17 protein-coding genes are annotated in these 18,890 nt (G+C 63.4%); 13 read left to right on the forward strand and 4 right to left on the reverse strand.

The window, feature by feature from the left end; translation table 11 throughout:
* Positions 1–74: 74 nt before the first annotated feature.
* Positions 75–485: a PilZ domain-containing protein gene (locus E8F20_RS21125; RefSeq protein ID WP_280285489.1), complete on the reverse strand. Its 411-nt coding sequence runs from the start codon at positions 483–485 to the stop codon at positions 75–77.
* On the opposite strand from E8F20_RS21125, the gene E8F20_RS21130 reads away from it, so the two are divergent.
* The 5 genes from E8F20_RS21130 (at position 484) to cysB (ending at position 4,382) form a co-directional block, all read left to right on the forward strand.
* Positions 484–870, forward strand: a complete 387-nt coding sequence (locus tag E8F20_RS21130) for a thioredoxin (protein ID WP_280285490.1) — start codon at positions 484–486, stop codon at positions 868–870. The genes E8F20_RS21125 and E8F20_RS21130 overlap by 2 nt on opposite strands.
* Positions 871–1,824 carry a putative 2-dehydropantoate 2-reductase gene (locus tag E8F20_RS21135; RefSeq protein WP_280285491.1) on the forward strand — a complete coding sequence of 318 codons (954 nt, stop codon included), beginning with the start codon at positions 871–873 and terminating at the stop codon, positions 1,822–1,824. It begins immediately after the preceding gene.
* A gap of 13 nt (positions 1,825–1,837) precedes the next feature.
* On the forward strand, positions 1,838–2,743 hold the full coding sequence (locus tag E8F20_RS21140) for a 5'-nucleotidase (protein WP_028627320.1): 906 nt from the start codon (positions 1,838–1,840) through the stop codon (positions 2,741–2,743).
* Positions 2,744–2,787: 44 nt separating this feature from the next.
* Complete coding sequence (locus E8F20_RS21145; protein ID WP_274800787.1) at positions 2,788–3,288, forward strand: universal stress protein; 501 nt, start codon at positions 2,788–2,790, stop codon at positions 3,286–3,288.
* A gap of 119 nt (positions 3,289–3,407) precedes the next feature.
* On the forward strand, positions 3,408–4,382 hold the full coding sequence (cysB, locus tag E8F20_RS21150; RefSeq protein WP_280285492.1) for an HTH-type transcriptional regulator CysB: 975 nt from the start codon (positions 3,408–3,410) through the stop codon (positions 4,380–4,382).
* A gap of 105 nt (positions 4,383–4,487) precedes the next feature.
* On the opposite strand, the gene E8F20_RS21155 is transcribed toward cysB, so the two are convergent.
* On the reverse strand, positions 4,488–4,841 hold the full coding sequence (locus tag E8F20_RS21155; RefSeq protein WP_280285493.1) for a hypothetical protein: 354 nt from the start codon (positions 4,839–4,841) through the stop codon (positions 4,488–4,490).
* A gap of 4 nt (positions 4,842–4,845) precedes the next feature.
* A complete protein-coding gene (locus E8F20_RS21160; RefSeq protein ID WP_280285494.1) occupies positions 4,846–5,580 on the reverse strand; it encodes a phosphoadenylyl-sulfate reductase in 735 nt (244 codons plus the stop codon).
* Between the two features lie 194 nt (positions 5,581–5,774).
* Here E8F20_RS21160 and thrH point away from each other — a divergent pair, with 194 nt between their 5' ends.
* Positions 5,775–6,392, forward strand: a complete 618-nt coding sequence (gene thrH, locus E8F20_RS21165; RefSeq protein ID WP_280285495.1) for a bifunctional phosphoserine phosphatase/homoserine phosphotransferase ThrH — start codon at positions 5,775–5,777, stop codon at positions 6,390–6,392.
* A 123-nt stretch (positions 6,393–6,515) separates the two neighbouring features.
* Here thrH and pabB read toward each other — a convergent pair whose 3' ends face one another.
* Positions 6,516–7,865, reverse strand: coding sequence for an aminodeoxychorismate synthase component I (gene pabB / locus E8F20_RS21170; RefSeq protein WP_280285496.1), 1,350 nt, complete (start codon positions 7,863–7,865; stop codon positions 6,516–6,518).
* A gap of 164 nt (positions 7,866–8,029) precedes the next feature.
* Between pabB and E8F20_RS21175 the strand changes: the two genes are divergently transcribed.
* The 7 genes from E8F20_RS21175 (at position 8,030) to E8F20_RS21205 (ending at position 18,789) form a co-directional block, all read left to right on the forward strand.
* The gene (locus E8F20_RS21175; protein ID WP_280285497.1) at positions 8,030–10,744 is read left to right on the forward strand and encodes a LuxR C-terminal-related transcriptional regulator; all 2,715 of its coding nucleotides are present in this window, start codon (positions 8,030–8,032) and stop codon (positions 10,742–10,744) included.
* A complete protein-coding gene (locus tag E8F20_RS21180; protein WP_280285498.1) occupies positions 10,741–13,452 on the forward strand; it encodes a LuxR C-terminal-related transcriptional regulator in 2,712 nt (903 codons plus the stop codon). Before E8F20_RS21175 ends, E8F20_RS21180 begins: the two co-directional genes overlap by 4 nt.
* Positions 13,453–13,681: 229 nt before the next feature.
* Entirely contained in the window at positions 13,682–14,131 is a 450-nt protein-coding gene (locus E8F20_RS21185) for a DUF6160 family protein (protein WP_280285499.1), read from the forward strand.
* Between the two features lie 86 nt (positions 14,132–14,217).
* Entirely contained in the window at positions 14,218–14,979 is a 762-nt protein-coding gene (locus tag E8F20_RS21190) for a C39 family peptidase (RefSeq protein WP_280285500.1), read from the forward strand.
* Between the two features lie 67 nt (positions 14,980–15,046).
* Positions 15,047–16,021, forward strand: a complete 975-nt coding sequence (locus tag E8F20_RS21195; protein WP_274800819.1) for a transporter — start codon at positions 15,047–15,049, stop codon at positions 16,019–16,021.
* An 18-nt stretch (positions 16,022–16,039) separates the two neighbouring features.
* Positions 16,040–17,632: an outer membrane protein transport protein gene (locus E8F20_RS21200; RefSeq protein WP_280285501.1), complete on the forward strand. Its 1,593-nt coding sequence runs from the start codon at positions 16,040–16,042 to the stop codon at positions 17,630–17,632.
* Positions 17,632–18,789, forward strand: a complete 1,158-nt coding sequence (locus tag E8F20_RS21205) for a MalM family protein (RefSeq protein WP_280285502.1) — start codon at positions 17,632–17,634, stop codon at positions 18,787–18,789. Before E8F20_RS21200 ends, E8F20_RS21205 begins: the two co-directional genes overlap by 1 nt.
* Positions 18,790–18,890 lie beyond the last annotated feature (101 nt).

Consider the following 18,890-nt stretch of genomic DNA (forward strand, 5'->3'; position numbering starts at 1 on the left):
ACGGGAACCTTAACGCTTTCCACGCAGCCTCGACAATGGCGAATGCACGCGCTGGACGTGGAATTTGCACGATTTCAGACGGGGGCGAAGTCCGCAGCGTGCAGGGCGATCCATTCCTGTGCCACGGCCTCTGGTGCCAAGGCGTGGCCAACGGATTCCTCGCGCTGCTTGCGGTACTGCTCGATAAGGCAGATCTGCTCCACCATTCGTGCGCGGAACATGTTCTCCTCATCGGTGAAGGCGATACCGATCATGTAGTCCTCGGCCAGTTTGCGGCACCAGGCCACTGTTCCGGAAAAGCGGGTCTGATCGCCCAGCAAGGGGATGCAGAGTTCTATTGCAGTGCCGCGCCGAAACGCACGGGTGGAGTTGCACGCCACCCCACCCAGGCTGATATCGTGCAGCCGCTGCAGGGGTATGTGCCTGCCTTTGCGCGGAACCAGCTCGACGGGCATCTCCGTCGGGTGACGCAGGAATTGACGCATGATCGCGAACTCCCGATGCCTCGAAAGCGGCATCGCACAAGACACTATAGTGCCCGAGCTGGAGCTGACCGACCTCGATGCCGATCACCGCCTGCTCGACTTGGCTGGCACCTCCCTGGTGATTTTTACGAGCCCGGGATGCGCCAGTTGCCGCTGGGCCCGCCAGAATCTGCCGGGTGCGGCCTTGCCGTTGGACCGATTGTGCTGGATAGATGCCGGCAATAATGGTGGGCTGGTCCAGCGTTATGAGGTATTCCACCTGCCTGCGTTGTTCGTGGTCCGAAATGGCCTGTTCCATGGCGCGCTGCACTCCAGTCTGCGGCGCGAAGATCTGATTCATGCCCTTGGCCGGGCATTGGCCCGGCCGGCAGAGGAGCTTCCCTAGATGAGTTCAAGCAAACCGCGCATCGGCATTATCGGTACTGGTGCAATTGGCGGCTTTTATGGCGTGATGCTGGCCCGCGCTGGCGCTGACGTGCATTTCCTGCTGCGCAGCGAGTACGACGCCGTGGCGGCTCGCGGCCTGCAACTGAACAGCGCGGTGCATGGTGCCCAGGCACTGTTCCCGGCCCAGGCCTACTGTGATGCAGCCCAAATGCCACCGTGTGATTGGCTGCTGGTCGGGGCCAAGACCACCAGCAATGCCGCATTGGCGCCGGTCATCGCCCAGGCTGCGGCGCCGGGAGCCAAGGTCGTTCTGCTGCAGAACGGGCTGGCGGTGGAAGACGAGCTGCGTCCGCTGCTGCCCGAGTCCCTGCACCTGCTTGGTGGTCTCTGCTACATCTGCGTGCACCGCTCGGCGCCGGGGGTTATCGAGCACCAGTCCCTGGGCGCGGTGAACCTCGGTTACCACTCGGGGCCGGCTTGTGACGAAGCGGAACGCCTGGCTCTGACGGAGGAAGGTTCGGCATTGTTCAAGGCAGCCGGCATCGATTCGGCCGCCGTGGCCAACCTTGAGCAGGCGCGCTGGCAGAAGCTGGTCTGGAACGTGCCCTACAATGGCCTGTCGGTACTGTTGAATGCCGGTACCACCGCACTTATGGGCAATGCCGACAGCCGTGAGCTGATCCAGGCCATCATGCAGGAAGTGGTGGACGGTGCCACTGCAGTCGGCCACCGCATCCCGGACAACTTCGCCGCCAAGCTGCTGGCCTCCACCGACCGCATGCCCGACTATCTGCCGAGCATGTACCACGACTTCGTGCAGAAGCGCCCGCTGGAACTTGGCGCTATCTATGAAGCCCCGCTTGCCGCAGCCGCCGCTGTGGGCTTCGAGATGCCGCGCATTCGCGCGCTCTACCAGGCGCTACGCTTCATCGATGCGCGCAACCAGGGCTGAGAGGCGGACCTTCATGGGTAAAGGGCTGGGTGACAAGCTGGTATTGGCAATTTCGTCGCGGGCGCTGTTCGACCTGGACGAGAGTCATCGGGTCTATGAGGCGGAAGGCATTGAAGCCTATCGCCAGTACCAGATCGACCACGAGGAGGAGGTGCTGGCCCCCGGCGATGCCTACCCGTTGGTGGAGAAGCTGCTCGCCCTGAACGAGCAACTGGGTCAGCAGCGGGTTGAGGTCATTCTGGTGTCGCGAAACAGCGCCGACACCGGCCTGCGTGCGTTCAACTCCATCCAACACTACGGTCTGGGTATCTCCCGCGCTGCCTTCGTCGGCGGGCGCAGCCCGGAGCCTTACCTGCGTGCCTTCGGTTGCCACCTGTTCCTGTCTACCCATGCCGAAGACGTGCGGGGCGCCCTGCAAAGCGGGTACGCCGCGGCCACCATTCTCTCGGGTGGTCCGCGTCGTGCCGCCAGCAATGAACTGCGCATTGCCTTTGACGGCGATGCGGTGGTTTTCTCCGACCACTCCGAGCGCATCTACCAGACTGGCGGTCTCGAGGCCTTCCAGGCCCACGAACGGGACTCCGCGCGCGAGCCACTGGATGGCGGTCCCTTCAAGCCCTTTCTCTCGGCGCTGAACCGGCTGCAGCAAGAGTTCCCGCCGGACGCCTGCCCGATCCGTACGGCGCTGGTAACCGCACGCTCCGCACCGGCGCACGAGCGAGTCATTCGCACCCTGCGTGAGTGGGACATCCGTCTGGACGAATCCTTCTTCCTGGGCGGGTTGGAAAAGGCAGCGATCCTCGAGACCTTCGGCGCGGATGTGTTCTTCGACGATCAGGCCGGGCACTGCGAGAAAGCGCGTGATGTAGTGGCTACCGGGCATGTGCCCCATGGTGTGAGCAACGAGCCACAGTTCTGACTAAGCTCTGGTGAGGCCGGCCATGTAGGGCGGGAGGAGGCCTCATGATTCGCTCCATTCTCTATGCCACGGACCTCGGTCTCTATGCTCCCTATGTGCTGCAACACGCCTTATCCCTTGCTCGGGCCTTCAATGCCCAACTCTATGTGGTGCACGCGGTCGAACCCCTCGGGCTGTTTGCCGAGTCGGTGCTGCAGACCTATCTCGATGACGACACGCTGAAGGAGTTGCGGGCCAAGGGGCTGGGCACCGTCATGTCGAGTATCGAGCAGCGGGTGCTGGAGGGGTTTCGCGACGAAATGGGCGAGGCCGTGCAGGACCTGGACATGATTCGCGCCGTGCGGGTGGTCCAGGGCGATCCGCCGCTGGTCATTCTCGAAGAAGTGCAGAAACTCTCGGTGGACCTGCTTGTGGTGGGGAGCCACAGTCACGGTACGTCACTGGAAACACCACTGGGGCGAACCGCCGCGCGCCTGGTGCAGTTGTCCGAAGTGCCGGTTTACCTGGTTCCCATGCTCCAGCATCGCGGACGTAACGACTTCTGATCGCCGCTGGTCGCACGTTGTGCAAAGCAGAAAAAAGCGTCTAGTTTTATTCAGCAAACCATTAATATGGTTATAAACGCCGCCGACATCCTGCGGCGTATCCGCTTTGAGGATTGCCTATGAAGCTCCAGCAACTGCGCTACATCTGGGAAGTGGCGCACCACGACCTGAACGTGTCCGCCACTGCACAAAGTCTCTATACCTCGCAGCCGGGCATCAGCAAGCAGATCCGCCTGCTGGAAGACGAGCTGGGAGTCGAAGTGTTTGCCCGCAGCGGCAAGCACCTCACCCGTGTAACGCCGGCCGGGGAGCGCATCATCACCACGGCGGGTGAGATCCTGCGCAAGGTCGAGAGCATCAAGCAGATTGCCCAGGAATTCTCCAACGAGAAGAAGGGCACCCTCTCCATTGCCACCACCCATACCCAGGCGCGCTATGCATTGCCGCCGGTGATAGGTGGCTTCATCAAGCAATATCCTGATGTCGCGCTGCACATGCATCAGGGCACTCCGATGCAGATCGCCGAGATGGCCGCCGACGGCACGGTCGATTTCGCCATCGCCACCGAAGCCCTGGAACTCTTCGGTGACCTGGTAATGATGCCGTGCTACCGCTGGAACCGATGCGTCATCGTTCCCCAGGGCCACCCGCTGGCAAAACTGCCCAAGCTGACCCTCGAAGCCCTGGCCGAGCACCCCATCGTGACCTACGTATTCGGTTTTACCGGTCGCTCCAAGCTGGACGAGGCATTCAGCCACCGTGGCCTGACCCCAAAAGTGGTGTTCACTGCCGCTGACGCCGACGTGATCAAGACCTACGTGCGGCTGGGGCTTGGCGTGGGCATCGTGGCCAAGATGGCGGTGGACACCAAGCTCGACAGCGACCTGGTGGTGCTCGATGCCAGTGAACTGTTCGAATCCAGCGTGACCAAGATCGGTTTCCGTCGTGGCACCTTCCTGCGTGGCTTCATGTGCGACTTCATCGAAAAGTTCGCCCCGCACCTGACCCGCGACGTCCAGGCCAGGGCAGTGCAGTGCCACAACAAGGCCGAACTGGACGAACTCTTCCATGGCGTGGAGCTGCCGACTTACTAAGCGGCTCAGCAAGAGCGAAGCCCGGCACACGCCGGGCTCTTCTTTTAATGGGGCATGGTCGTTGCGGGAGGGCTTCGCGGCGCTCAGCCACCACCTGCGAAAAGCTTAGAGGCGATCCAGGCCGTTGCGGTTGGCCAGGTTCTTGAGGTGTTCGACTTCCCTCTCACTGGTTTCAGTGGTGGGCGAGGGCGGTTGCAGCACATCGCGGAGAAAAGCCAGGAATACGGTGTAGACCTGCTCCTGGCCATCATCATCACGCACCACGAAGAAGGGGGCTGTTTCCACGGCGTAGTGTTGCGCCACCATCCAGCCGGCGCTGGCCGGGTTGCGCTCGTCGGCCACCAGGATGCGGTCGATCCGCCCCAGGTGGCCGCCGCGCTCCAGGCGCTCCATCACATCCCGGCATTTGCGGCAGTCCTGGCCGTCGGCCAGGACCTTCTTCACCAGGGTGATGCGCACGGCGTCAGGCCTTGCTGATGAGGTTGCCGGCGTGCAGCCCGCATTCCTTCTGGGTGGCTTCTTCCCACCACCAGCGGCCTTCGCGCTCGTGCTGGTTCGGCAGCACCGGGCGGGTGCAGGGCTCGCAACCGATGCTGATGAAGCCGCGTTCGTGCAGCAGGTTGTAGGGAATCTCCAGCATGCGGATATAGGCCCAGACTTCTTCGCTGGTCATCTGTGCCAGCGGGTTGAACTTGTACAGCGGCTTGTCCGGCGTGGAGAAGGCGCTGTCCAGTTCCAGCGCTGCCACCTGGGAACGGGTGCCTGGGCTCTGGTCGCGGCGCTGGCCGGTGGCCCAGGCCTTGACGGTAGAAAGTTTGCGCTTGAGCGGCTCGATCTTGCGGATGCCGCAGCATTCGCCATGGCCGTCCTTGAAGAAGCTGAACAGCCCCTTTTCCTTGACGAAGGGCTCCAGCAGTCGCGGGTCCGGCGACAGCACCTCGATCGCGATGCCGTAGTGTTCACGCACTTGTTCAATGAAGCGGTAGGTCTCTGGGTGCAGGCGACCGGTATCCAGACTGAACACCTTAACGTTCTTGTTCAGTTTCCAGGCCATGTCCACCAGCACGACGTCCTCGGCACCGCTGAAGGAGATCCACAACTCGTCGCCGAAATGCTCGAAGGCAAGCTTGAGGATGTCCTGGGGGGACTTTGTGGCGTAGGCCGTTGCGAGTTCGGCGACGTCGAAAGGTTGGCTCATCAGGCAGGCTTCCTTTTAGGGGATGGCGCTGGGCGCGCTCTATGGCGCGCATCTTAGCAAAGGGGAGTTATGCCCCTAAATAACCATGAGGAAGCACCACTGCCTTATTTAGCTATAAGCGTTGCATTGCACGGTATCGGGTGAGTCGCTAGAGTGCCGCCTCCAATCAAAAAAGCCATGCGGGGAAACTGCTCGTGGAAATCGCCTGTCTCGACCTTGAAGGTGTACTGGTTCCGGAAATCTGGATTGCCTTCGCGGAAAAAACCGGAATCGAAGCGCTCAAGGCGACCACCCGGGACATTCCGGACTACGACGTGCTGATGAAGCAGCGCCTGCGCATCCTTGACGAGCATGGCCTCAAACTCTCCGACATCCAGGACGTGATCGCCACCCTGAAGCCGCTGGAAGGCGCCGTGGAGTTCGTCGACTGGCTGCGCGAGCGCTTCCAGGTGGTCATTCTTTCCGACACCTTCTACGAGTTCTCCCAGCCGCTGATGCGCCAACTGGGCTTCCCGACGCTGCTCTGCCACCGCCTGATCACCGACGAGACCGACCGCGTAGTGGACTACCAACTGCGCCAGAAAGACCCCAAGCGCCAGTCCGTGCTCGCTTTCAAGAGCCTCTACTACCGTGTGATCGCCGCTGGCGACTCGTACAACGACACCACCATGCTCAGCGAAGCCCATGCCGGCATCCTGTTCCATGCCCCGGAAAACGTGATCCGCGAATTCCCGCAGTTCCCGGCGGTGCATCGCTACGAAGACCTCAAGCGCGAATTCATCAAGGCCTCCAACCGCCAGTTGAGCCTCTGAATCCCGCCCATGAAAAAGCCCGCGAAAGCGGGCTTTTTCGTTTTTGCACCCCGCTCCCATTGGGAGAAGGGTCGGGCGTGAGCGGCTGTCTACTGGCTCGGTGTCGATTCGGCCCCCCAATTTTTACTTGCCCAACCCCTCCAGCGCCTGCATCAGCACCTTCACCTTGGTGATGGATTCCCGGTATTCCTCCTGCCAGTCGGAGTCGGCAACGATGCCGCCGCCGCCCCAGCAACTGGCCTGGCCGTCCTTTACCAGCACGGTGCGGATGGCGATGGAACTGTCCAGTTCGCCGCGAACATCCAGGTAGAGCAAGGAGCCGCAGTAGATCGAGCGGCGGGTGGGCTCCAGCTCGTCGATGATCTGCATGGCGCGGATCTTCGGTGCGCCGGTGATGGAGCCGCCGGGGAAGCTGCCGATGATCAGGTCCAGCGCATCTTTGCCTGCTGCCAGGCGGCCTGTGATGGCGCTGACGAGGTGATGCACGTTGGGATAGCTCTCCAGGGCGAACAGCTCTGGCACTCGCACCGAGCCGATGGCGCAGTTGCGCCCCAGGTCGTTGCGCAGCAGGTCGACGATCATCAGGTTCTCGGCGCGGTCCTTGTGGCTGGCCAGCAGTTCCGCTGCCTGGGCGCGGTCTTCTTCCGGCGTATGGCCGCGCGGCCGGGTGCCCTTGATCGGGCGGGTTTCCACCTGGCCCTGGCTGACCTTGATGAAGCGTTCCGGCGACAGGCTGAGGATCGCCCCGCCATCGTTCAGCGCCTGGTAGCCGGCGAAGGGGGTAGGGCAGGCGGCACGCAGGGCCTGGTAAGCGGTCCAGGGATCCCCTTCACAAGGTGCCTGGAAGCGCTGGGTGAAATTCACCTGGTAGCAGTCGCCGGCCTGGATGTAGGCCTGAACCCGTTCGATGGCATTGCGGTACTGACCTTCCTCCAGGTTGGCGTGAAACGGCGCGCGCAGGTGGAAGGGGCCGGAAGCTGCCGGGCAAGGCTCGCTGAACAGGGCGATCAGTCGCGCGCGCTCGGCCTTTGCCAGGCACGGATGGAACACCAGTTGGCTGGTGCGCAGTTGGTGGTCGCTGATCAATGCCCAGCCGTAAAGGCCGAGCTGGGCGTCCGGCAAATGGAGGTCGTCGTTGGCCTGGTCCGGCAGATGCTCCACGCGGCGGCCGAAGTCATAGGCCAGGTAGCCGATCAGTCCGCCGACGAACGGTAAGTCGATCGCCGTCGGCAGGCTGGCCTCGCCCAGGCCGTCTAGAGCCCTTCGCAAGCGCTGGGCGAAGTCGTTGGCCGATTCGCCCGGCGCCGCTGCAAATGCTGCCAATGGCCAAGCGCTGAATAGGTCATAGCGTCCACGCTGGGCTATTGGACGGCCAGCGTCCAGCAGCACGGCGCCAGGCGCCTGACGGACCAGGGCGAAGCGTTCGCACGGAGATTCGTGATAGGGAAGGACGTGTAATTGGCAGTCGGACATAGGGCGACGCAGGCTAAGTGCAGGAGCGGATTCTAGTCTGCCTCTAGTGTCGATCCTAGAGCCTTTTCCGACGTTTACGTAGGAAAAGCATTCTGATACTTATGTACCAATCCCACGGGCATGTACGCCCGTTCCACAATGATAACGATACAGGGATTCAGGCAGTGGACGCAGTTCTCAACCCCGCAGCCGGTAGCCGCCAGCGCTCCAAGCTCGTCACGCCCCAGGCATCCGCCGATTATTTGCCCAGACCCCAGGTTCAGGTGGCCTTGGCCGCTCACCCCCATGCTCGCCTCATGCTGTTCTCGGCGCCTGCCGGGTTCGGCAAGACCACCGCGCTTGCAGCCCTTGCCGAACAGCGCCGAGCCGCTGGCAGCGCCGTGGCCTGGTTCTCCCTGGAGGCCGAAGACGACGACCCCGCACGCTTCTTTCAGCAACTGATCAAGACCCTCGGCGAAGCCGTTCCCGGCATTGGGGATTACGCCCGGGGCTACCTGCAGAACACCATGCAAGTACCGGTAAACGCCGTGCTGGAAAGCCTGCTGGTCGATCTTGCCCGGCACACCGGGCCGCTCCTGCTGGTGCTCGATGATTTGCACCTGCTGAAAGACCCCGAACTCTTCTCCGCCCTCGGCCGGCTCGTACGCCTGGCCCCGGCGAGCTTCACGCTGGCCGTAGGCAGTCGCTCCTTGCCACCGCTCAGCCTGGCTACCTTGCGGGCCAAGGGTTGGCTGCTGGAGATCGGCCTCGACGAGCTGCGCCTGTCCGCCGACGAAACCCGCGACTACCTGGCCCGTTCCGGATTGCAAGTGGATGATGCCCTACTGGCGGCGCTACACAGCCACACCGAAGGGTGGGTGATAGGTGTCCAGCTGGCGAGCCTCTGGCTCCGTCACCAGCCCCAGGCGGCCGAGCAGATGGAGCGCCTGGGCAGTGACCAGGCCACTGTCGGCCAATACTTGCTGGCCAGCGTTTTCGAGCATCTGCCCGTCGAGCTGCAGGACGCCTTGCTGGCCCTGGGTGTCGCCAGCCAGATCAGTGGCGACCTCGCCAACGCCCTGACTGGCCGCCACGATGGTCAGGCCCTGCTGGAACGGCTGGAGACCATGCAGTTGTTCCTCCTGCCGCTGGACCGCGAGCGCCAGTGGTACCGCTTCCACCACCTGTTCGCCGACTTCCTGCGTAGCCGTCTCAAGGCCCATGACCCCGAGCGCCTGAAGCAGCTGCATTTCAATGCCAGCCTCTGGTTCACCAACCACCACATGCAGAACCTCGCCATCGAGCACGCCAGCCTGGCCGAGGACCCGGAAATGCTCGCGGCCCTGGTGGATGGGTGCGGCCTGGAGCTGATCAACCGGGGTCAACTGAACAAGATCTACCGCTGGCGGCAAAAGGTGCCGGACGAAATCGCCGAGCGTTACCCGACCCTGGTGCTGGCGGACGTCTGGAATCGCGCCACCGAAATGGCGCTGCCGGAAGCCAACCAGATGCTCGACGAGCTGCTGGCTCGCTGGGGCGGTGCCCGCGCCGAAACCCAGCTCAGCGACAAGTACCTGGCGACCTTGGCCGTGAAGGCCGCTCTCGCCTTGCAGAAGGATGACCTCGAACTCTGCGTGACCATCGCCCGCCGGGTCGAGGCCCAGCTGGGGCGCAACCAGGCCTTCCTTGAAGTAGCCATCCTGGTGATCGGCGCCATGGCCCTGGTGATCCTCGCCCAACCGGAACAGGCGCGTCGCCTGCTGGCCCTGGCGCAGCAGCGCAATCACTTCCTCGAAGGCCGCTACCTGGACATGCAACTGGCCAACGTTGAAATCCTTCTCGCCCTGGAGCAGGGCCAGGTGAAGCAAGCGCAGATGCTCTTCGATCAGATGCGCGCACAGGTCGTGCCGCATCTGGGCGAGAAGTCCCGGGCCATGGCCCTACCAGTCATCGTCGAATCCCTGATCGCCTACCAGCAGGGGCGTCTTGATGGTCTGGAGGAACGTCTCGGTACCGCACTGACGCATATCGACGTCATTCGCCCGATCGACATCTACGCCCAGGGCATGCTCTTCCTGGCGCGCATCCAGCGCATGCAGGACAAGCCAAAGGAGGCCCAGGCCACCCTGGTGCTCATGCAGAACCTCGCCGCCCGCAACCAGTCATGGCGTTTCTATGCACGGGCGGTGGCCGACGAAATCTCGTTGACGCTGCAGGAGCCGGGTACTGATCGCATCAAGCGTGCCGAACAACGCTTCAAGGGCGTGGACTGGAGCAAACTTGCCGCGGGGGGCAGCCAGCACGGCGCCAACTCGGCGCGCTGGGTGCAGGGCTTGATTCGTGTACGCCTGCAGCAGGCTCGCGGCCACTTCAGCGAAGCCCTGCACGAAATCACCCAGTTGCGCGGCAAGCTCCAACCCAATTGGCATGGATTGCAGCGCCTGCGCCTGGACCTGCTGGCCGCCCTCAGCTACCAGCGCCTGGGCTATCAGGAACGCTCCCAGAGCCTGCTGGTGCAATGCTTGTTGAGCGCCGAGCGCGAAGGGGTGCGCAGCCTGTTCATCGAAGAAGGCGAGGCCATTCGCCAGCTGCTACAGCAGTTGGAGTCGGCGGAGCGTCAACCCGGGCTGCAAGGCTTCATCCGCGACCTCCTGGCGTCCTGGCCCGGCAACGACGCTCGCAAGTCCCTGGATGTGCTCGAAGAGGGGCTCACCGACCGCGAGCGCGAAGTGGTCTGCCTCGCCGCCAAGGGCATGTCCAACGAAGAGATCGGTCAGCAGTTGGCCCTGGCGCTGGGGACCGTCAAATGGCACCTGCACAACATCTACGAAAAGCTCAAGGTGCGTAACCGGACCCAGGCGATCCGGCGCGCCCGCGAGCTGGGGCTGCTCGAATCATGACCGACCTCTGCCTGTCACGCCCGCACCCGATCCCCTTGTTGCGCACCAAGCTGTTTCCGGCCGATGCCGGCGGCCGCCCGGTGTTGCCACGTCGTCCCCTGATCGAGCGCCTGCAAGCGGCGCGCAGTCGTCGCGTGCTGGTGCTCAGCGCCCCGGCCGGCTTCGGCAAGAGCACCGTGCTCAGCCTGTTCCGCCAGCACCTGCAGGCCGGCGGCGCGCACGTCGCCTGGTTGTCCTGCGATGAGGCCGACAGCGAGCCCCAGCGTTTGCTGCAATACCTGGTTGCGGCTGTGGATGCGGCCCTGCCCGGCTTTGGCGGCAACACCGACGGGCTGCTGCAGGGTGATGTGAACTGGCCTATCGAAGCGGTGATCGACGCCTTCGTCAGCGATCTCAAACGCATCGACGGCGACCTCTACCTGATGCTCGATGACTTTCATCGCATCCGTCATGTCGCCCTGGACCAGGGCGCCCGCTACCTGATCGAGAACCTGCCGGCCAATGTCCACCTGGTCAGCAGTACCCGCTTTACGCCGCGCTTGTTGTTCAGCGAGGCAGAGTCCCTGTTGCTCAAGGCGGAAGACCTGCGCCTGACCTTCGAAGAGACCGAAGCCTACTTCCGCGAAGTGCGCCAGCTGCCGTTGTCGAGCAATGAAGTGCGCCTGCTCCACACCCGCACCGAGGGCTGGATCACCGCGCTGCACCTGGCCAGCCTGGCGCTCGCCCGACATCCGGATCGCGCAGCATTCCTTGCCAGCCTGAGCGGCACCGAGCGCAATATTGCCGACTACCTGACCGAGGATGTGCTCGACAGCCTGCCGCAACCCTTGCAGCAGTTCCTCGATCAGACCTCCGTGCTGGATGAGTTCTGCGCTGACCTCTGCAACGCCCTGACCGGCCGCCGCGATGGCCTCGACATGCTGATGCGGCTGCAGCGCGAGCAGCTCTTCGTCATCCCCCTGGACGAGCAGGGCGAGTGGTTCCGTTACCATCATCTGTTCGCCGAATTCCTCCAGGGTCGGCTGGCGCGACAGACCGATCCGGCGACCCTCCTGCACGCCGCGGCACGCTGGTGCGAAGGGCACGACCTGCCGGATCGCTCCATCAAGTACGCGTTGCGCGGTCGCGACTTCGCTTTCGCCGCTGAGCTGCTGGAGCGCCAGGGCGCGCGCCTGATCGCCGGCAACCGGGTCTACGGGATTCTCTCCATGCTCAAGGGCGTGCCCGCCGAGGTCATCCGCGAGCATCCGGTGTTCCAGATCTTCTACGCCTGGCAACTGGCCTTCGAGCAGCGCTTCGCCGAGTCCGAGGCGCTGATCGAGGAAGTCAGCACTCGCCTGCTTCAAGGGCGCGGCAAGGTCATTCACTTCGGCCTTGGCGAATTGCTGGCTGCGTCCCAGGTGCTCAAGGCCCTGGTCATGCTCTACCAGGACAAGCTGGAAGCCTGTCTCAAGGTCGCCCGCCAGTGGCTCGCCATGGTGCCGGACAACCAGCCGGTGTTCCGCGCCAGCCTGGCCTGCGTGCAGGCGGCGGCCTATGCGCTGATGGGCGAATTCGGCGAAGCCGCCAAGGCCATCGCGGTTGCCCGCGACAACCTGAAGCTGGTGGACAGCGAATACCTGCACGTCATGACCAGCCTGATCGAGGCGCTGATCTGCAAGGAAAGCGGGGAACTGGAGCGCGGCCGCTCTATCGCCGAAACCGCGCGGGCGCGTGTGGAGCGGGTGTTCGGCCGGCGCAGCCGGGTGGGTGGGCCGTTGGCCCTGGCCTATGCCGACCTGCTGTACGAGCAGGATCGCCAGGCCGCCATCCTCGCCGAACTTCCCCTGGCGACTACGTGGCGCGATGTCGCGACGCCGGTGGAACTGATCAGCCGCGGCCAGTTGGTGATGGCGCGGGCGCGATTCTTTGCGGGTGAGGCGGAGCAGGCCCTGGTCCAGCTCGACGAATGGTTGGCTGGCCTGCAGGGCGCGGGCTACGAACGGGTCTTCGCCCACGGCATGGCCTGCAAGGTTCAGTTCCTGCTCTGGCTGCGGCGGCCCAACGAAGCCGAGCGCATCTGCCTGCAATTGCAGCAGCACCTGGCGGTGTTGCCGCTGGCGCGCTACTCCGACGCCCATACGGCGCTGGCCCTGACCGAAGCGCGCCTGGCACTGACCGAGCGTCGTCCCGAGCGCGCCCAGGCCAGCCTGGAAAATTGCCTGGCGCGGCAACAGGACGAGCACCAGCGCGACCGTCGTCTGAGGCTGTCGCTGTTACTTTCTGTGGCGTATTGGCGAAAAGGTAACAACGAAAAAGCCTTCGCCCTGTTCCAGAACGCCTTGGAAGAGGCCTGGAACCGCGGCTACCGCCGGCTGTTTCAGGATGACGCGCTCTGGTTGCTACCGCTCTGGGACGCCTGGCGCGCCGCCGAGCCCAAGCGTGCCGGCGCCTGGCAGGGCGTGGCCGAGAGCATGCGCGAGCAATGCCGCCGGCTCTCCGTCGACCCGGAAACTTTCGATGAAAATCAAGATGTTAGCCATCGCGAGCGGGAAATCCTGCGCTATGTCGCAGCCGGACTTTCCAACCGCGACATCGCCCAGGCCGTGCATTTGTCGGAGGCCACCATCAAGTGGCACCTGCACAACCTGTTCGCCAAGCTCGGGGTGCGTAGCCGCACCCAGGCGGTATTGAAAGGCAAGAGTCTGGGCCTCCTGAGCGAGGCCTGAGGTGGAAAGCCCCGCCGCCCTCCATTCCTTGGATGGGCTGGCAGCGGGGGAGGGGCTCAGTAGTTTTGTTCACAGGTCGAGAAGCACGGTGCTTCACGAATCCACGCCGGATGCGCCTAGGGAAGCAGTGTCCGGCCTGGAGATCGGCGTGAGCCGGTCCAACTGCCGATGACAGGAGTCGACGGCAGGCCCTGGGGCAACCCACCTGTGAACTTTGGAGATAAAAAGAATGAAAAGCTTCAAACAACTGGCTTTGGCCGCTGCTGTACTTGCCGCTCCGTTCATGGCCCAGGCCGACCTCAAGGCCATGGATGATTCCGCTCTGTCCGGTGTGACCGGTCAGGACGGCATCAGCATCTCCGGTAGCTTCAACGGCAGCATCGGCAGCATTGTCTACTCCGACTCCGAGACCGTTGGCAGCACCACCACCACCGGTTCGCTGCGCCTGGAAACCGTGTCCTTCACCGGCTTCGACATCCTCGACAGCGATCCGCTGAAGATCGACGTCATTGACGGCGGTGCCAGCGGCGACAAGCTGCAGATCAGCCTGCCGTCCATCACCGGTCAGCTCGAAGTCGGTGCCATCCGTGTCGGCGACGCCAGCGCCGCCAGCATCGGCTCCCTGGCCGTCAACAACATGAACATGTCCGGCTCCACCATCAAGGTCTGGGGTCACTGATAGCGTTCAGCCGGTAATCCGGAGAGCCTCGCCGGCCTGGTCCGGCGGGGACTTTCCCCGAGAAGAGTCGAGTAGTCGGAACGGCAATGATCGAAATCCTGGTTGGCAGTTTGCTCGGTCTGTTTGGCTTCACCCAGTCGGTGGACACCAAGCCGCAACCACAAGGTTCGGTGAACATCAGTCAACCGCTGTCGCCCAATGGCCCCTACCGCGAGACGGCGGTGGTGGAGCCAATGAGCCAGTTGCAGTTTCGCAACGTCATTCGCCAGGCCTACGACTACAGCTGCGGTTCCGCCGCGCTGACCGGCTTGCTGGACTATTACCTGGGCCGGAACCTAGAAGAACGCCAGGTGATGGAAGGTCTGCTGCGCTACGGCGAAGCCGACAAGATCGTCGAGCGTCGTGGCTTTTCACTGCTGGACATGAAACGCTTCGTCAGCGCCCTGGGCTACAAGAGTGGTGGCTTCCGTGCCGAGTTCGCCGACCTCGACGACCTGGAACATCCGGCCATCGTTCCAATCCACTACGGTGGCTTCAAGCATTTCGTGGTGGTGCGCGACGTCTACAACGACCACGTGTTCGTCGCTGACCCCGCACTCGGCAACATCAGCTTCACCCGTGCCCGCTTCGAGGAAATCTGGGACCAGAACGTCCTCTTCGTGATCTTCCCCTCGGGCAATGAACCACAGAACGCCATGGCCCTCACCGAGCGTGACCTGCGCCTGGTGGACGACCGCATCGTCAGCCTCTTGGCATTCCAGGAATTTCCGCAGATCACCAAGTTCACCCAGAACGAAATCGACGAACTGGGTTCGGGGGGCGATATCCGCTACATCCGCCGCAAGTGACACCCGCTCATAACAAGAAAGACCTGGGGATAGCACCATGGGACCAAGGGAATACGCATGGCTGGCCATGCTGGTGCTCTGTACCAGTCTGCCGCTGCAGGCCGAGGAATCCTCGGTGGACGATGCGCGTGATGCGCTGAGCAAGAAGGACGACGACGCCGACAGTGCCAAGGCGCTGGAGGAGGTCTTCCAGGCGTCCGAGAAGAGCTACACGCTGCTGAAAAAAGGCGAGCGCACGCTCACCTACGGTTTCGACTATTCGCTGGTGCGCGATGTCCGGGTCGAAACCTTCCGTACCGGCGCCAACGTCTACAGCGTGCTCAGCGAGAGCGAAGCCCAGCACACCTTCACCAACGCCTTCACCTTCGACTACGGGGTGTGGGACAACCTGACCTTCAGCGTGCGCCTGCCCTTCGTCGCCAAGTACGACACCGAGCGCGACCTGAATGTCTACAGCCTCGGCGACATCTCCGCGTCCTTGCGCTGGCAGCCCTGGGCGGCGACGCGCGGCCGGCCGGTCAGCACGCTTTTCGCCACCCTCGGCCTGCCGACGGGCGAGAGCCCGTACGACATCAACTCAGACAACGACCTGTCCACCGGCAATGGCTACTACAGCCTTGGCGTGGGCGCCAACATGTCCTACGTGATCGACCCGGTCGTGCTGTTCGGCTCGGTCGGGTACACCTACAACATGCCGGTCCACGACATTCACCAGATGCGCGGCGGGCGCATCCTGGAAGACGTGGAACCGGGCGATACGCTCAACTTCAGCATGGGCTTCGCCTATGCGCTGTCCTATGACGTGTCCCTGGCCACGTCCTACCAGATGGCCTACACGACCAAGCCGACCTACAAGTTCCAGACCGCCAACCTGGAGGGAACCGAGCAGACCAGCTCGATCATGAACTTCTCCCTCGGCCTGCGAACGTCGCCGGACTACATCGTCAACGTCAACGCTGGCTTCGGCATGACCGAGGACTCACCGGACGTCCTCCTGGGGTTATCCGTTCCCCTCGACATCAAAGGCCTCAAGGCCCAGTAACCGGCGAGAGAGCACCTCATGAGCATGCATCTTTCGCCGCTTGCGCGGGCGATCGCGGGGGTTGGTCTGTGCTGGGCGGGCATCGCCCAGGCGCAACTGGCCAACGACCTGACCATCGGCAACCCCAAGGCGATGGCCATGGCCAACGCCGTTACCGCCGATTCGTCCGGTATCGACGCCGTGCATTACAACCCGGCCGCCCTGACCAAGCTCAAGGGCCGTCAGACCACGGTGAAGTTCCTTACCGGGGTGATGGACATTCGCGCCAAGTTCGAAGCGCCCGAGGACTACGGCTTCCTCGGCTACGACGACGACCCGGTCGCCAACTCCAGCAGCCGCACCCTGACCCCGGCCATGTACCTGCCCGGCATGGGCGGCATGACCGAAGTGCCCGTGCTGTTCGCGCCGCTGGCGGGCCTGTCGATCAACCCACCAGGTTCCAAGTTCACCTTCGCCACCAACGTTTACGCCCCTATGGCCCTGGGCTATTCGCGGGATTCCGACAGCGATCCGGCGCGCTACCAGGGCCGAGAAGTGGCCTTGCAGCGCATCACCTACTTCTCGCCCTCGGTGGGCTACCAGGTGAACGACCAACTGGCAGTCGGACTGTCCGTCGGTTTCTCCCATCAGGCGATGGCCCTCAACCAGGACTTCCGCAATCCGGGCTTCCTCACCGGCCTGACCCGGCTGTTCAACGAGTTCCTCTGCCTGCCGGGCATGGGGGAGGTGGTGTCGGGGATCATCAACGTCTGTGGCGGCAAGATCGGGCCCTTCGATACCCTCGCCAACATGGACCTGGACCTGCAGCAGTCGCTGTCGCCCACCTGGAACATCGGCGTCCTCTGGGAGCCCACCGACTGGTTCGCCTGGGGTGCCACCTACCAGAGCGAGGCGCGCATGCACCTGCAGGGCAAGTACCGGGTCGACTACAGCAAGGACTGGCAGGGCTTCTGGTCCGGCATGCAGTCGTCGCTCTTCGGACAGGTGCTGAGCCCGCTGTTCCCTTATGGCAACGTCGATGAGGAAATCGGCAACGCGTCGCTGGACATGACCTACCCGGACAACTTCTCCACCGGGATCAAGCTCGTGCCCTTCGACCGCTGGCAGTTCAACCTCGACCTGAAGTGGAGCGGCTACAGCGACTGGAACGAGTTCGAGATCGAGTTCGACCGCGAGCTGGACCTGCTACGCATCGCCAAGAACTTCGGCGGCGGCAACGCCACCAGCCACAGCATCATCCTCGACCGCGGCTACCGCGATACCTGGAGCTGGGCGCTCGGCGTGCAGTACCAGTGGACCGACCGGTTGGCCGTGCGCGCAGGCTACGAATGGCGTCCGTCGGCAATTCCCGACGACAAGGCGGATGTGCTCGCGCCCATCGGGGATGCCCATCTCTATGGTCTGGGCTTGGGGTACCGCTGGGACAAGGACACCAACATCGACATCGGCTTCAACTACTTCACCACCCAGCAAAGCACCAAAGCCAACACCAGTTGCAGCCTCAACTGCACCGGTATCGACAACCTGGTGTACAACCCCTATGCCGGGCAGAACGTCGAGACGTCCGTAAAGGCATACATCCTGGCCCTGACCTACCAGACGACCTTCTGATGAAAGCGCCCATCCTGTTTCTCGCCCTGACCCTAATCGGTACCGCACAGGCCAGCAGCGGCCGCTACCTGACCTGGATCGATGACCAGGGCCGGGTGCACAACACCTTCGTCGACAGCCGCTATAGCGACCAGCAGCGCCAGGCGGCCAAACGCATCGCCCAGAGTGACCAGGCGCGCCTCAAGGATGCCGATGGCACGGTCTGGCCCGGCAGTGCCAAGGCCGGTGAGAGCAAGCGGCGCTACTTCACCTGGGTGGATGCCAGCGGCAACCTGCAGAACAGCTTCTACGCAGCTGGGCAAGTGGAGGCGGGGGAACGCAACTTCCTCCTGCCCAACGGCCAGCGCTCGGAGGAGTACGTCGATTCCGATGTGCTCGAAGGCCGAGGCTATTCCCGACCGGAACAGGGACCGGCCTATTTCACCTGGGTCGACGAACAGGGCCGCACCCACAACTCGCCGGTGCCGGCACGGGGCAGGTCGAGCGCGGATGACGAACAACGGCCCGGCCCCATCGCCTACACCGAAGCCCGCGAGATGGAGTTCAAGCGCAAGGCCGCGTTGCTGCCGTCCCTCGACGGTCAACCCACCGCCGCCATGAAAGCCTTGCTGGAAGGCAGCGAAGAGCAGGGCGAAGCGTTGTACCAGAGCCTGGTGGACCGCTGCTGCGGCCAACTGCCGGATGACGCCTTCACCGAAGTCTCGGTCGACGAGCCGCGCTACGAAGAGTTGAACAATCTCTCGCCCAGCTTCGAGTTCCCCATGGGGCGCAGCTACTACAGCGCCCTCAAGCTGCCGCGCTCACAGCACAGTTATGGCCTGCGCGTCCGCAGTTTCGCCAACCGCCAGGTCGTTTATCCGTCCCTGTTGTTCCTCGACGAAGCCAAGCGCCCGACCCGTCTGGTGAGCGACGCCGTCTACCAGCTCCACGGCGAAACCTGGTACCGCTACGCCTTCATCGAAGGCACGGTGCAGGTCCGCGCCAACCAGGGCGAACGCTATGTGCTGCTGCTGACCACCGACGAAGACCGCAGCCTGCAGACCCTCGACAACAAACCCTTCAAGCGCCCGATGCAGGAGCTGGCCTTGAGCGAGGCGGGGATGCAAGTGCACGAGCACAGCGACCAGGGCTCGTTTGAGCTGGCCATCGTGAAATGACAGTGCAATGTCCTTCATATGTGGGGGCGAATTCATTCGCTAAGGGCAGCGCAGCTGCCAAGCGCTTCCGGGCAGGCCTTCGGCCTGCTCAGCGATTGAAA

Source organism: Pseudomonas sp. BN415, from assembly GCF_029871195.1.
GTDB lineage: Bacteria > Pseudomonadota > Gammaproteobacteria > Pseudomonadales > Pseudomonadaceae > Metapseudomonas > Metapseudomonas resinovorans.